The organism is Bacillus sp. BD59S, from assembly GCF_007363175.1.
GTDB lineage: Bacteria > Bacillota > Bacilli > Bacillales > Bacillaceae_G > Bacillus_A > Bacillus_A pacificus.
Map to the genome: position 1 here is coordinate 1,200,773 of NZ_CP034686.1, position 14,813 is coordinate 1,215,585.

The window sequence follows — 14,813 nt, forward strand, 5'->3', positions numbered from 1 at the left end:
ATGAAGTCTATATAAATAATGAAAGAATTGGATGAAAATAGTGGGAGAAGGTGAATGAATGAGTGTTTCTTCTATTGTAAATAAACAAAAAGCATATTTTTATAATGGCCATACGAGAAGTATAGAAGTGAGAAAGAATAATTTGAAGAAGCTTTATGAAGGCATTCAGCGTTTTGAAGAAGAAATATTTCAGGCGTTGAAATTAGATTTAAATAAGTCAGTTCATGAGTCGTTTACAACGGAAGTTGGATATGTATTAAAAGAAATTTCCTTTCAATTGAAGCATATTTCATCGTGGAGTAAACCGAAGCGTGTTCGAACAGCGCTGACTCATTTTGGATCAAAGGGGAAAGTAGTACCTGAACCGTACGGTGTGACACTTATTATTGCACCGTGGAACTATCCGTTTCAATTAGCAATTGCGCCACTTGTAGGAGCGCTAGCAGCTGGAAATACAATCGTTTTAAAGCCGTCAGAGCTAACGCCAAACGTTTCTAAAGTGATTACGGGAATGTTAGAGGAATTATTCCAAGAAGAACTTGTAGCAGTAGTAGAAGGTGGCGTTGAAGAAAGTACCGCTTTGCTGAAGGAACCATTTGATTATATTTTCTTTACAGGAAGTGTGGGCGTTGGAAAAGTAGTAATGGAAGCAGCAGCAAAACAGTTGACGCCGCTTACGTTAGAACTTGGCGGGAAAAGTCCATGTATTGTACATAAAGATGCGAAAATAGATGTAACAGCAAGAAGGATTGTGTGGGGAAAGTTTTTAAATGCAGGGCAAACGTGTGTAGCGCCTGATTATATGTATGTGCATGCTTCCGTGAAAGAACAGTTAATTGAAGCGTTGCGACATGAAATTGAGGAGCAGTATGGAAAAGAGTCACTGCACAATGATAATTATGTACGAATTGTGAGTGAACGTCATTTTGAACGTTTATGTACGTTTTTGAAAGATGGTAAAACTGTAATTGGCGGGAACTATAAAAAAGAAACTTTACATATAGAACCAACAGTGTTAACTAATGTTACATGGGAAAGTGCTGTTATGGAAGACGAAATTTTTGGTCCGATTTTACCAATTATAGAATACGACAACATAGAAGATGTAATTGACACGATTCAGCAACACCCGAAGCCGTTAGCGTTATATGTATTCTCTGAAGATAAAGGAGTGCAAAAGAACGTAACGAGTAATATTTCGTATGGCGGAGGCTGTATTAATGATGTCGTCTATCATCTTGCAACGCCATATTTACCTTTTGGGGGCGTCGGAAGTAGTGGATTAGGGAGTTATCATGGGGAAGAAAGTTTTCGGACTTTTTCACATTATAAAAGCATTTTAGCCCAATCTACGGCATTCGATATGAAAATTCGTTACTCTTCTACAAAAAGTGCTTTAAAATTCATACGAAAGTTGTTAAAATGATGATGGTGTTTATCAGTAGGCGTAGCCGTATGATAATAACCCCTTCGCAATGGAAGGGGTTTTTCTGTTCGACATTATGTATCATGCGAAAATGAATCAAACATACTACATAAAGAATAGAAGTGAACGCTTGCTAAATAACCATTTTTGTTTGGATCGAAACAAAAAATAGTCTATAGAACATAAATATTTATTCATGAATATAAAAATTTAAATTTGAGGTAGATAGGACGGGAAAATGAAAAAGATTATTAAAGTTGAAGCAGTAGAAAAACATTTTGGAAATCAAGTGATTATCCCACCGCTTTCTTTAGATATTAAAGAAGGAGAATTTTTAACTATTTTAGGGCCGAGTGGTTGCGGAAAAACGACGTTACTTCGTATGATCGCAGGATTTGAAACTCCAACTAAAGGGAATCTTTTATTAGATGATGAAAAGATTAACGATTTGCCACCATATAAGCGTCATATGAACCTAGTGTTCCAACATTATGCGCTATTCCCACATATGAATGTGGAGAAAAATATTTGTTTCGGTATGAAAATGCAGAAAGTACCGGCAGCAGAGCAGAAAGAGCGTGCTGAAGAGGCAATGCGTTTAACGCAGTTACTTGAGTTCCGTAATCGTAAACCTGCAAAGCTTTCTGGTGGACAGCAGCAGCGTGTAGCAATTGCGAGAGCGATTGTAAATAACCCGCGTGTACTATTACTAGATGAGCCACTTGGGGCGTTAGACTTTAAGTTAAGAAAAGACTTGCAACGTGAATTAAAAAACTTACAACGTAATTTAGGAATTACGTTCATATACGTAACGCACGATCAAGAAGAAGCGATGAGCATGAGTGATCGTATCGTTGTTATGAATAAAGGACATATTGAACAAATTGGAACGCCGAAAGAAATTTATAATAAGCCGAAAACGTTGTTCGTTGCGACATTTATCGGTGAAAATAATATTGTAAAAAACGGGGAAGGCTATGTAGCAATTCGTCCTGAAAATGTAAAAGTGCGTTCGGTTGAAGAGCCAATTTTAAAAGAATACCACCTTGGACATATTGAAGACATTGAGTTTGTTGGAAATATGGAGAAGCTTTATGTACGTGATGAGAAAACATCAGAATTACTAATGGCATATCAAACTGCTGAAGAAGCAGCACAGTGGAGCATTGGAGATAATGTATACGTAGGCTGGGAGCAAGAGGACGAGGTGACCTTAAATTGAAAAAAGGGAAATTACTCGCACTACCTACAGTCGCATGGCTGTTAATCTTCTTCCTAATTCCCCTTCTGTTTGTATTGGCATTTGCCTTCATGCAGCGCGGAGCATATGGGACAGTAGAAATGCAATTTACATTAGAGAACATAGAACGTGTATTTGATCCATTATATATGGGGACGTTATGGGAAACAGTAAAAATTGCGGTTATTACCACAGTAATATGTTTACTGATCGGTTATCCATTTGCATATACAATTACAATTGTCGATCGCAAATATCGTTCGATTCTTTTATTATTGGCAACGATCCCGTTTTGGATTAACTTCCTTGTTCGTTCTTACGCATGGATTGTTATTTTACGTTCACAAGGTCTTGTAAACACATTGCTATTGAAGCTAGGTATTATTAGTGAACCTTTAAATTTACTATATAATACACCTTCTGTCATACTCGGAATGGTATATTCTTTATTACCATTTATGATTTTACCAGTGTATGCAGCGATCGAGCAGCTTGATAAGCGTAAGCTAGAAGCAGCTTATGATTTAGGGGCAACACCAGTAAAGGCATTTTGGAATGTTACAGTACCAATGACGATGTCAGGGATTGCTACCGGTTCTATTTTAGTGTTTGTTTCTTCTATCGGAATGTTTGTTGTATCAGACGTTATGGGTGGATCGAAAGTAGCATTAATCGGAAACGTAATTCAAAATCAATTCTTAGGAGCGCGTGATTGGCCGTTTGGATCTGCGTTATCTATGATTGTTGTTCTATTCTCTGTTCTGTTAATTTACTTATATTATCGTGCAACGAAAGTATATAAATATGATGGGAACGGAGGGGAATAGGCAAAGATGAAGAAGTTTTTAGTTTCTTATTCTTGGTTAATTTTATTGTTCTTGTATTTTCCAATGATGGTTTTAATGGTGTATTCCTTCAATGATTCTCGCATTAATGCGGAATGGGAAGGATTCACATTCCATTGGTATACAGATTTATTTCAAAAACAAGATGTTATTGATGCGTTTGTAAATAGTATGACGATTGCGATTGTAACGACGATTGTAACGACTGTTCTTGGTGTGATTTTTGCAATTGCATTACATCGTTATAAATATCGTTATGAAGGTGCGATTAACGGTCTTGTATATTTACCAATTTTAATCCCTGATATTTTAATGGGATTATCTTTACTTATTTTATTTAGTCAATTAGGTATGGAGCTTGGTAAAACAACAATTATTATTGCACACATTACATTTAGTATTTCATTTGTTGTCGTTATTTTAGCAGCACGCCTTTCTGGTATGGGACGTGATTTAGAAGAGGCTGCGAATGATTTAGGAGCAACGCCGTGGCAAACGTTTCGTTATGTAACGTTTCCAGCAATTGCACCAGGAGTTATTTCTGCCGCATTATTAACATTCACATTATCAATTGATGATTTTGTAATTAGTTTCTTCGTATCAGGACCAGGATCAACAACATTGCCATTATACATTTACAGTATGGTTAAGCGCGGAGTATCACCAGAAATTAATGCACTTTCTACAATTTTAATTGTGGCTATCGTAGGATTAATGGTTCTATCTGAAATCTTCCGTAACAAAGGTGCAGATGGTGAAGAAAACTCTGGAGGACACCTTCCTTTATAATACGAACGATATAGAAAGTACGAGGAGGTAATAAAACCGATGAAATTAATGAAAAGATTAGCCGGCGCAGCAATTAGCTTTAGCCTTGTTGCTGGTGTACTTGCTGGTTGTGGTGAAAAAAAAGAAGAGTTAAACATTTATAGCTGGGCTGACAATTTTGATGAGCAAGTGTTAAGAGATTTTGAAAAGAAATATAACGTGAAAATTAACTATGATAAGTATGCAAGTAATGAAGAAATGCTTGCGAAATTACAAGCAGGTGGCGCGAAGTATGATTTAATTCAGCCGTCTGATTACATGGTTAAAACAATGGCGAAAATGGATTTATTAGCGCCGTTAGATAAAAAGAATATCCCAAATATCGAAAACATGATTTCTAATTTCAAAACACCTGCATTTGATCCAGAGAATAAATATTCTTTAGTATATACTTGGGGCGTAACAGGTATTGCATACAATAAAAAGTATGTGAAGGAAGCACCTACAAGTTGGGCTGACTTATGGAATGAGAAATATAAAGGGCATGTAACTTTATTAAATGATTCTCGTGAAGTGTTAGGAATGGGTCTTAAGAAGCATGGATTTTCAAACAGCACGAAAGACGATGCACAGTTAAAGACAGCAGCAACTGATTTACAGAAGCTACTTCCAAACTTATTAGCATTTGATACAGATAATATTAAACAAAAATTTATTACAGAAGATGCTTGGATCGGAACAGTTTGGTCTGGGGATGCAGCATTTATCGCAAAAGATAATAAAGATGTAGAGTACGTTGTACCAAAAGAAGGCGGTACAATTTGGGCTGATACGTTAGCAATTCCAAAAGGTGCGAAAAACAAAGAGCTTGCAGAGAAGTTTATGAACTACTTACTAGATGAAAAAGTAAGTGTGAAAAACTACGAGTCAATTGGATACAGTAATCCAAATGAAAAAGCTCATCCTCTTCATAGTAAAGAATATCGTGATAACCACATGATTTTCTTAACGAAAGAAGAGTTAGATCGTACAGAATGGCTTGTTGATGTAGACGATAAGTTAAAAGACTATGATCGTTACTGGACAGAGCTAAAAACAAAAGGTAAATAAGTAAGGAAATGCGGTTTCTAAAGTAGAAATCGCATTTTTTCATAGTAGGAGGAAATCGTTTGAAGAAGAAGTTGCATCAATATGAGGTAATGTGTATCGGTTTATTATTTGCTGTATTTGGCATTGTTGCTTGGAGAGTACATGCTGGTGGTGTTACAGTGATGGATACATATGTCAGAGGGTTAGTAAAAGGATTACAAACTGAAAGTTCGCTTACATTTTTCTCACACTATACAAAATTAGGATCTGCCATTGGGATCGTAACTACGCTCGTTATAAGTTTACTTGTTTTTTGGAGAAAACGTTACTATGCTGCGATGATCGTATATCCAGTGGGCATCTTAATAACCCATCTTGTGAATAAAGGGATAAAAGAAATTATGAAAAGGGATCGTCCGTCGCTAAATGAAGCGTTGGATGCACTTGGATATAGCTTCCCTAGTGGACATGCGATGTTATCTATTATGACATTCGGATTTCTTGCTTATATCATTGCGGCAAATTTGAAGAGTGTAGCAGGGAAATATATGATAACCATTTTGATGGGAATAATCATTGTATCGATTGGATTAAGTAGAGTCATTTTAAATGTGCATTATCCAACTGATATTTTAGCAGGCTACTGCGTAGGTGGTATTTTATTAATTATGGCGATTTATTACCATCGTTTACTTACTGAGAGGTTTGGTCTTAATAAAGAGAGATAGAAAAACGTCTAGAAAAACTATTATTATAGTTTTTCTAGACGTTTTTTGTTTGTATGAAGATGTGATACAGTATAAGTGGCAATTGAATTATGTAAAGTAGGTGAAAATGTGTGAAAACAAATGTACATAAAGTAGATAAGTGGGGAAAATTAGGAGCTTTTTTGTATCAGTTCCGTTATACAGTAATAGTAGCATTACTATTGGTTGCGATAGCACTCGGTATATTCGCACCAAAGCTACCAGGCGTATTAGGTGGTGATGGCTTCCAAACGGAAGGGGACTACCAAAAAACGAAAGAAATTTTAGATAAAGATTTTAAGAGGTCTCAAGATACACTTCTACTCGTTTTTGAAAAAAATAAGGGCGTTTCACATGAGGAATTTCAAAAGCAAGTAGAGGGTATTGTAAAAAATGTACAAGAGAAAGAGAAATATGAATCTTTCCATCATCCAGTGCAAAATAAAGAAATGTTACAAGATGATATCGGCTATGCGACAATTTTATTTTCCGGGAAAACAAATAAAGAACGAATGGAAAAGACATTACAATTTGCTGATAAAATCGAAAAGAAAAGTAATGAGGCATTAAAAGTAACGCCTACAGGATTTCCGAAAATTAACAAAGAGATTAATGAAAGAACGCAAAATGATTTAAAAGTAGCAGAGATGATTGGGTTACCAATTGCATTTCTCGTATTACTATTTTCATTCGGTAGCCTTTTGGCATCTATTTTACCAATTGTAAATGGGGCACTTAGTGTTATTAGTACGATGGGCATATTATACTTTATAGGTAGCGATAAGGAACTATCTATCTTTGTGCTAAATGTTGCACCGATGATCGGACTTGCGTTGTCTATTGATTTTGCGCTATTATTTGTAAATCGTTTTCGAGAGGAAGTTGCAAAGCGAACGGTAAAAGAAGCGATAGCAATTACATATCAGACAGCAGGGCGAGCAATCGTATTTTCAGGATTATGTGTATTCGTTGGCCTATCCGGTTTGTTTTTCTTTAAAATCGATTATATTCAGTCCGTCGCAATTAGTGGAATGATTGTTGTAATTATGAGTATTTTATTCTCGCTCACACTTCTTCCAGCGCTATTATCGTTAATCGGTAAACGAATATTAAAAAAGAATCAAGTAGCACATACACCGGCAAAGGCGTGGCGTACATTTGCACAATTTGTAATGAAACATCCAATTGCGATGATTATTGTTGTTACAACATTTATTGTGATTTGCTTATTACCATTACGTACAGCTAATTTGCAGTTCCCTGATGTGGAAGCTTTACCTAAACAAAGTGATACAAGAATTGCATATGAGAAGTACGAAGAGGCATTTAATGAAACTGCAAAAACACATGCTGATGTTACGTTAGTCGTAGAGACGAAAAAAGATATGAAAGAAAAAGAAAGTTTACAAAAGCTAGAAGAAGTCGTTCGGAAGTTAAAAGATGATAAGAAAGTATATGAAGTAAGAAGTTTATACGACAGTTTAAATGGAATGAAATCAAATCAAGTTGCTGGGATGTTACAGTCGCCAGAAGCTGCTAAAATAGCTCCGGTATTTGAAGCGTATACGGAAGGAAATAAGACAACAATCGAAGTCTTTTTAGATACAAAACCACGTACTGAAACTGCTAAACAGTGGGTTCGTGATTTTAAACGAAATTATAAAGAAACGAATGTTACGTATTATCTAGGCGGAATGACGACGTTCCAACAAGAGTTAGAAGATGAAATTAAAGATAAAGTTGCAATTGGTATGTCTGTTATATTTGGATCGACGTTTGTTATATTATTATTTGCATTTCGATCTATACTCATTCCAATTAAGGCGATTATTATGAATATACTTAGTCTAAGCGCAACAATTGGGATTGTTGTTTGGTTATTTGAAGGTGGTCATTTTGGTTTAGAAGCAAGTCCAGTTCTATTTGTTTTACCAATCTTCATTTTCGGTCTCGTCTTTGGGCTTAGCATGGATTATGAAGTATTTCTTATTTCGCGTATCCATGAACTGTATGAAGAAACGGGGGATAACGATCAAGCAACGTTAGAAGGACTTGTTTCAACAAGTAGAATTATTACATCAGCTGCATTAATTATGATTGTTGTAACTGGTGCTTTCGCCTTTACTGATATTTTACCAGTACGGCAAATGGGTCTTGGCGTTGCATTAGCGATATTTCTTGATGCAACAATTATTCGTCTTATGCTCGTACCAAGTTTAATGAAATTGTTTGGAGACTGGAACTGGTGGTTACCATTTCGAAAGAAGAGAGAAAAATCATCATAAAAAATACTCATCTATAAGATGAGTATTTTTTTATGAATAGCAAGACCTACATTTTGCAAATAGTATGTGATAAGAACATTACATATAAGTAGGTGAAGGCAATGTTTCGTTATTTTAAGTTTAAGCTAAATGATACAGTACAGTTTGCAGAAAATGATGGGCATATGTATCGCATTGTCGGTTATCGGTTAGAAAAAGGGTTTTATCCAAAAGATGAATGGACTCATATCATTTATGAATTGCTTAGAGATTTTGATGGGTATACGATGGATGCGGAAGAAGAGGAACTTGTAAAGGTCATTCAAGTAGAGGATGAGTATTACAAAATACAAGAAGTATCAGGCTATCGTTATCCGGTAAAAATGAAGCAAAAACAACAAGTGATGAAAGTAGAAAAGATGGATGACTTATTAGATACGTATAATGATTATAAAAGATTGGCGGATTTCTTTAAAGATTTATCGTATGAACAAAAAGCGGAAGAAGTGTTGCAGGAAATGAGAAGGCGTAGAGCATGAGGGGCAGTCTATTATAAGACTGTCCTCTATTTTTGACGGTGCATCAAAGTGTATTTTCCGTTACAATGAGAGAATCAATAGAAATAAGGTGATACAGTATGGAAACGAAAAAGAAGGGCGAATGGTGCGAAATTACTGTGCCAGCGAAATGGAATGGTATAAGCATTGAGTCGTTATTAAAAATAGAATGGGAAATACCGAAAAAGTTGTTACATCAGCTTCGTATGGAAAAAGGTGTTACTGTTAACGGAGAACAGAGAAGATGGAATGAGCTTTTAAAAGAGGACGAAAAGTTACAAGTCCATATGTTTATGGAGGAAGAATACGGTGTAGAGCCTGAATATGGTGAATTAGATGTAGTATATGAAGACGATCATGTACTCATCGTAAATAAGCCTGAGAAGATGGATACGCACCCTGCTGAAAAAGGCGGGATGGGAACACTTGCAAATCTTGTCGCCTTCCATTTTCAAATGCAAGGTTTAGAGACGAAGGTTCGTCATATTCATCGGTTAGATAAAGATACGACAGGTGGTGTCGTGTTTGCCAAACATAGAATTGCTGGTGCAATTATGGATCGTTTATTAATGGAACGAAAAATTAAAAGAACGTATGTGGCTCTTGTAGAAGGGAAAGTGAAAAAGAAGCAAGGAACAATTGACGCGGCTATCGGAAGAGATCGCCATCATGCGACGAGACGACGTGTTTCTCCAAAGGGAGATCAAGCAATCACATATTATAAAGTAGAGAAGTATTTTAAAAAACAAAATGTTACGCTCGTAACGTTACAATTAGAAACTGGTAGAACCCATCAAATCCGTGTTCATATGAGCTATAATGGTAATCCGTTAATTGGGGATGTTTTATATGGTGGAGGAACAAAATATATGTCTAGGCAGGTGTTACATGCGATGAAGATAAACTTCTTACATCCAATTACGAAAGAAGAGATTGAAGTTGATGTACCATTCCCTACAAAATTAAATGATACAATGAAAGAATTTCAAAGAATGAATGCGTAAAGTGGAAGTTTAAAGTTGAGAAAAGTAGATTTTTGCAGGAATTTCTCTAAAAGAAGCGAAGCCGTTAAGAGAAAAGAGAGGTGAGAATCACTTGATCAAATATAAATATATACTAGGAATATTTTTCGCTTGTCTTTTAGTTACTCTATGTCTCTATCCATATTTACCAGAACATTTGGCGGTACATTGGGATGTAAATGGTCGGCCGAACGAGTTTATGAGTAAACAAGTTGTTATAGCACTTATTCCTTGTCTTATTATTTTCTTACATGGATTGATGTATATTATTTCACATAATATATATAAGTTTAATGAAGAAGAGCATGTCATTATAAGTGGATTTCTAAAGACAATTACTTTATTTATGTTGTTTATCCATATGCTCATTCTCTTTATTAATTTTGGAAGCATGATATCCTTTCAAACAGGACTAACAATTGGGATTAGTATGTTTCTTTTTATGCTTAGTAAGGCGTTTAAAAAAGTTCAGAGTACGGAAAAAGACTCAATCAAATTAAAAAAGATCCGTTTAGTGAGTAGGCGGATTTTTCAAGTGATGGCATGTAGTATATTATTTTCATTGTTTTTGAACTTGAAATGGGGATTTTATGTGTTACTTAGCGTAATAAGTGGTGGTTCTATTTTGTTTATGTTCTACGCTTTATACTCATACATAATAGAAAGTTATGAAACGTAAAAAAGAGTCTTCTCATTATGAGAAGACTCTTTTAATCTATTTACTTCGTAATAAATTGTTGTGTCCAGTAGTTGCCGCTTTCTACATAGCCAACACCGATGTGAGTGAAGCCATTATTTAAGATGTTTGCACGGTGTCCAGCACTGTTCATCCAAGCTTGTACTACTTCTTCAGGTGTACGTTGGCCTTGAGCGATGTTTTCACCTGCAGATGTATAAGAAATACCAAATTTCTTCATCATGTCAAACGGAGACCCGTATGTAGGGCTGTTATGATCAAAGTAGTTATTTTTTTGCATATCTTCAGATTTAATGCGTGCTACTTTGCTTAATTCAGTGTCGATTTTTAAAGCTGGTAAACCTTGTTTTGCACGCTCAGCGTTTGTTAATTCAACAACACGTTGTTCGAACTCGCTTAAAGATTTTGCTTCTTCAGCAGGCTTTTGCTCAGCAGGTTTTTGTTCAGCAGGTTTTTGCGTATTATTGTTTTCAGCAGGCTTTTGAGCTTCTGGTTTTTGCACCTCTTCAGCAGGTTTTTGCTCAACTGGCTTTTGCTCAGCAGGCTTTTGAGTTTCTGGCTTAGCTGTTGGTTGCTCAGTTACAACATTTTCAGTAGGTTGTTGACCAGGAATAATGCAATTTGGTTGGAAGTTTCCTTGTTGCCATTGTGCTAATGACTCAACGCCCATAGATTGTAAGAATGCTTGTAATTCTTGTTGGCTCATTTGTTTCATCATCACTTTTGAATGCTGAATATTTTGAACCTTTATGTTAGATGGTTGTACTGTTGCAGCTTGTGCATCTAGAGAAGATACTCCTAAAGTAAGAGCCGTTGCAGCAGCTACAGATAATAAAACACGCTTTTTCATGATGTGTGTCCCCCTATGTAAAGTTTTAATTTGTTTTCACACGATTTGTTTTTGACAGCCTGTCTGACTGACAAATTCATCGTAGCATAGATTTTGCGAGAAAAAAGATGGAAAAAAATTCATAGACTTAAAATTTACCTAATTTATCCTAAGAGGGGAAAGGCGGAAAAATAAGAGAAACATAGAGTATAAAAGGAATTTTCCGCATTTTTATACTTGGTTATAAGAGGGGGTTTTTGGATAAATGTACCTATATTGAAAATGAAGAATCCTATTGTATCAATGATTTGAGCGTTTTTTTGAGGAATATACTGGATTGATTTTTACAAAACTGTAATGTTTCTGTTGTTCTTTTTTATAATAAAGTAACATATTTTTAATGTTGTAGCGGACAAAAAAGCGGCTATCTCTTTACAAAGACGAAGGAGATAGCCGTTTTCTTATTATTACGTATGTTACGAGTTATTACGAGTTGGTTTCAATTGCTTCTAATAATAAATCAACAATGTGAATTCCTCTCATTTTATGAGAAAGACCTTCTCGTTCAATACCTAATTTCATTTGTAATAAACAACCTGGATTTGCAGTAACAATGGTTGCTGCTTCTGTTTCATACACACGGTCCATTTTGTAATCTAGAAATTCCATGGATAGTTCTGAATGAACAATGTTATAAATACCAGCAGAACCACAGCAGCGATCCGCATCTTTCATTTCACGGTATGTTGCGCCTTGAATTGCTTCTAGTAACATACGAGGTTCTGAAGATGTTCGCATAACATTGCGTAAGTGACAAGAGTCTTGATACGTAATAATTTGCGGCGTGAGTCGTAAGTCATTACGTTTATGGAAATCTAGTTCTACTAGAATAGCAGTAATATCTTTAATTTTAGAAACAAACTGCTTTGCACGTTCAGCCCACTGTGGATCATCTTTTAACAGGTAATCGTAGTCTACGAGGTAAGCTCCGCAACCACCAGCATTCGTAATAATATAGTCGATGTTTAAGTCTTCGAATGCTTTTATATTGCGCTTTGCTAATTCTTTTGCTCCATTCTTCTCACCAGCATGCCCATGTAATGCCCCGCAACAACTTTGTGTTTTCGGAATAACGATATCACAACCAGCTAACTGAAGAAGTTTCATCGTTGCGTTATTTGTTTCTAAAAACATTGTATCCATTAAACAACCTGTGAAGAATGCAACTTGTTTCTTTTTTGTACTTTCAGCATGTAAAAATTCAGGACGATCTTTCATTGCTTTCATTTTAGGAACCTTAGGCAAAACGAGATCCATTGTTGCAAGTGTTTCAGGGAATAACTTCATAATCCCTGTTTTATGTGTTAGCGTTTGTAAACCAGAACGCTGATAAAAACCAATTAGTCCGGTTAATGTTCTCATTCGATTTTGATGCGGGAATAGTCCTTCAAAAACGACTTTACGAACGGCTTTCACGGGCACTGAGAATTTTTTGTTTTGATTTATAATATCACGGGCTTCTTCTAATAAATGGCCATAATTCACACCAGATGGACAAACAGGTTCACAAGCACGGCAGCCAAGGCAAACGTTTAATGTGTTTTCAATATCTTCATCTGGCTCAATTAAACCGTCAACGACCGCTTTCATTAATGCAATACGTCCTCGTGGTGAATGTGATTCTTTATATCCAGATTGAATGTAAGTAGGGCAAGTTGGTAAGCAGAAACCGCATCGCATACAGTTTAGTAGTTCATCTTCACTTAATCGTTCTTTAAATTCCTTTTGAATGTTTTCTTTATTTAATGTTGTCATCGCTCAACCACCACTCTTTTACGAGTGTCCTTCGCGAACATCTTTCCTGGATTCATAATGTTATTTGGATCGAAGGCTTGTTTAATCCCTTGCATAGCAGCAATACCTTCTTTACCTAATTTCATTTCTAAATACGGGGCTTTCATCGCACCAACACCATGTTCACCAGTAATCGTGCCGCCAAGTTCAATTGCTTTCGCAAATATTTCAGCGAAAGCTTGTTCAGCTCTGTGCATTTCTTCTTCATTACGAGCATCTGTCATACAAGTTGGATGTAAGTTACCATCACCAGCATGCCCAAACGTACAAATAGGAATATTATATTTTTTTGCAATGGCATTAATCGCTTCAACCATTGGAGCGATTTGTGAACGTGGTACCGTTGCATCTTCCAGTATTGTAGTAGGTTTTAATCTTGCAAGTGCTGATAGTGCACTACGGCGAGCTGTTCGAAGCGCATCTGCTTCTGCTTCATCTTTTGCAACGCGAACATCAACTGCATTCATAGAACGACAAACGTTAGCCATTTTTTCAATATCTCGATTGACAACTTCAGGCGGACCATCTTGCTCAATTAATAAAATTGCTTTTACGTCAGTTGGTAAACCGATTTGAGCAAACTCTTCTACAACTTCAATTGTCGGCTGGTCTAAAAACTCAAGTGTCGCTGGAATGATTTTATTTGCAATAATAGAAGAAACAGCACGTGCAGCTTCGTTAATATCTTCATATAGTGCAAGCATCGTTTTCTTCGTTTCAGGTATAGGAACAAGTTTTAATATCGCTTCAGTCACGACGCCAAGAGTTCCTTCAGAACCGATAAATAAACGAGTTAAATCGTAACCAGCTACATCTTTTGCCAATTTACCACCAGTACGAATCATATCACCATTTGGTAAGACAAGTTCAAGACCCATCACATAATCACGTGTTACGCCATATTTTAATCCACGTAATCCACCCGAGTTTTCATTAATGTTACCGCCAATTGTAGAAATTTTCATTGAGCTTGGATCTGGTGGATAAAATAAACCTTTTTCTTCTACGGCTTTAATAATATCAAGTGTAATGACACCAGCTTGTACAGTAATTGTTAAATTCTCTTCATCAATTTCTAAAATGTTATTCATATGGCGGAAGATAAGAACAATACCGCCTTTAAGTGGACATGTCCCTGCACAAAGGTTTGTTCCAGAACCACGAACATATACAGGGATTTTGTGAGCGTTACATACTTTTAACACTTCAGCTACTTCATTTGTATTACGAGGAGCAATGACTGCATCAGGCATTGCTTGGAAGTTTGGAGTGGCATCATAACTATACGTTAAACGCCCCATATTGGATGTATCCACATTCTCTTCGCCAACAATGGATACGAATGAATCAATAATTTGTTTTTCTAACATTGGAAATCCCCCTCAAACTGTTAACGTAATTAGTCATAATAAAAAACGTTATCACAGTGCTTTCATTATAATGATAAAAAAGTCGGGGGATTCTTTCTATGTATAA

13 protein-coding genes are annotated in these 14,813 nt (G+C 36.0%); 10 read left to right on the forward strand and 3 right to left on the reverse strand.

What is annotated here, in order from left to right:
• The first annotated feature begins 58 nt into the window (after nt 1–58).
• The 10 genes from EKQ63_RS08130 (at nt 59) to EKQ63_RS08175 (ending at nt 10,636) form a co-directional block, all read left to right on the forward strand.
• On the forward strand, nt 59–1,426 hold the full coding sequence (locus EKQ63_RS08130; RefSeq protein ID WP_087994484.1) for an aldehyde dehydrogenase: 1,368 nt from the start codon (nt 59–61) through the stop codon (nt 1,424–1,426).
• A gap of 238 nt (nt 1,427–1,664) precedes the next feature.
• Complete coding sequence (gene potA, locus EKQ63_RS08135) at nt 1,665–2,648, forward strand: spermidine/putrescine ABC transporter ATP-binding protein PotA (protein WP_000720319.1); 984 nt, start codon at nt 1,665–1,667, stop codon at nt 2,646–2,648.
• The gene (potB, locus tag EKQ63_RS08140; RefSeq protein ID WP_000715498.1) at nt 2,645–3,493 is read left to right on the forward strand and encodes a spermidine/putrescine ABC transporter permease PotB; all 849 of its coding nucleotides are present in this window, start codon (nt 2,645–2,647) and stop codon (nt 3,491–3,493) included. Before potA ends, potB begins: the two co-directional genes overlap by 4 nt.
• Nucleotides 3,494–3,499: 6 nt before the next feature.
• Nucleotides 3,500–4,300, forward strand: coding sequence for a spermidine/putrescine ABC transporter permease PotC (gene potC, locus EKQ63_RS08145; protein ID WP_000714199.1), 801 nt, complete (start codon nt 3,500–3,502; stop codon nt 4,298–4,300).
• A gap of 39 nt (nt 4,301–4,339) precedes the next feature.
• Complete coding sequence (gene potD / locus EKQ63_RS08150) at nt 4,340–5,389, forward strand: spermidine/putrescine ABC transporter substrate-binding protein PotD (RefSeq protein ID WP_087951729.1); 1,050 nt, start codon at nt 4,340–4,342, stop codon at nt 5,387–5,389.
• A 59-nt stretch (nt 5,390–5,448) separates the two neighbouring features.
• The gene (locus tag EKQ63_RS08155) at nt 5,449–6,096 is read left to right on the forward strand and encodes a phosphatase PAP2 family protein (RefSeq protein ID WP_140168460.1); all 648 of its coding nucleotides are present in this window, start codon (nt 5,449–5,451) and stop codon (nt 6,094–6,096) included.
• Nucleotides 6,097–6,206: 110 nt separating this feature from the next.
• Entirely contained in the window at nt 6,207–8,399 is a 2,193-nt protein-coding gene (locus EKQ63_RS08160; RefSeq protein ID WP_087951730.1) for an MMPL family transporter, read from the forward strand.
• Nucleotides 8,400–8,500: 101 nt separating this feature from the next.
• On the forward strand, nt 8,501–8,917 hold the full coding sequence (locus EKQ63_RS08165) for a hypothetical protein (protein ID WP_000490297.1): 417 nt from the start codon (nt 8,501–8,503) through the stop codon (nt 8,915–8,917).
• A gap of 98 nt (nt 8,918–9,015) precedes the next feature.
• Nucleotides 9,016–9,939, forward strand: a complete 924-nt coding sequence (locus EKQ63_RS08170) for an RluA family pseudouridine synthase (RefSeq protein WP_143880948.1) — start codon at nt 9,016–9,018, stop codon at nt 9,937–9,939.
• Nucleotides 9,940–10,030: 91 nt separating this feature from the next.
• Entirely contained in the window at nt 10,031–10,636 is a 606-nt protein-coding gene (locus EKQ63_RS08175) for a DUF1648 domain-containing protein (protein ID WP_087951733.1), read from the forward strand.
• Nucleotides 10,637–10,676: 40 nt separating this feature from the next.
• Here the strand turns inward: EKQ63_RS08175 and EKQ63_RS08180 are convergent, their stop codons facing one another.
• The 3 genes from EKQ63_RS08180 to glcD all read right to left on the reverse strand — a co-directional run bounded on the left by EKQ63_RS08180 (nt 10,677) and on the right by glcD (nt 14,707).
• A complete protein-coding gene (locus EKQ63_RS08180) occupies nt 10,677–11,504 on the reverse strand; it encodes a CAP domain-containing protein (RefSeq protein ID WP_087994482.1) in 828 nt (275 codons plus the stop codon).
• 465 nt (nt 11,505–11,969) lie between these two features.
• The gene (locus EKQ63_RS08185) at nt 11,970–13,298 is read right to left on the reverse strand and encodes a (Fe-S)-binding protein (RefSeq protein WP_087951735.1); all 1,329 of its coding nucleotides are present in this window, start codon (nt 13,296–13,298) and stop codon (nt 11,970–11,972) included.
• Nucleotides 13,295–14,707 (reverse strand): glycolate oxidase subunit GlcD, encoded by a 1,413-nt coding sequence (glcD, locus tag EKQ63_RS08190; RefSeq protein ID WP_087951736.1) that lies wholly within the window; start codon nt 14,705–14,707, stop codon nt 13,295–13,297. Before glcD ends, EKQ63_RS08185 begins: the two co-directional genes overlap by 4 nt.
• Nucleotides 14,708–14,813: the final 106 nt, after the last annotated feature.